This window comes from Vibrio marinisediminis (assembly GCF_014050145.1).
Classification (GTDB): Bacteria; Pseudomonadota; Gammaproteobacteria; order Enterobacterales; family Vibrionaceae; genus Vibrio; species Vibrio marinisediminis.
Map to the genome: position 1 here is coordinate 1 of NZ_JACFYF010000217.1, position 280 is coordinate 280.

1 protein-coding gene is annotated in these 280 nt (G+C 57.5%); it reads left to right on the forward strand.

Features of this window, described 5'->3' with window-relative positions; genetic code table 11:
• Nucleotides 1–280: histidine kinase dimerization/phospho-acceptor domain-containing protein (locus tag H2O73_RS20960; RefSeq protein ID WP_281364274.1), on the forward strand; the 280-nt coding region annotated here is incomplete at both ends.

The window sequence follows — 280 nt, forward strand, 5'->3', positions numbered from 1 at the left end:
GTGGAGGCCAACCGGGTTAAGTCAGAATTTCTCGCCAATATGAGTCACGAGATCCGCACCCCGCTCAACGGCATCATCGGCTTCTGTCGACTACTGGGGCGCTCGTCCCTGGATAGCCGCCAACAGGAGTGGCTGGAGCACGTCGATCGCGCCTGTAGCAATCTGCTGATGCTGGTCAACGATATCCTGGACTACTCGAGGCTCGAAGCCGGTAGGCTGGAACTCGAGCGAATGCCGATGGAAATGGTGGAGCTGATCGATGAGGTACTGGCATTACAGG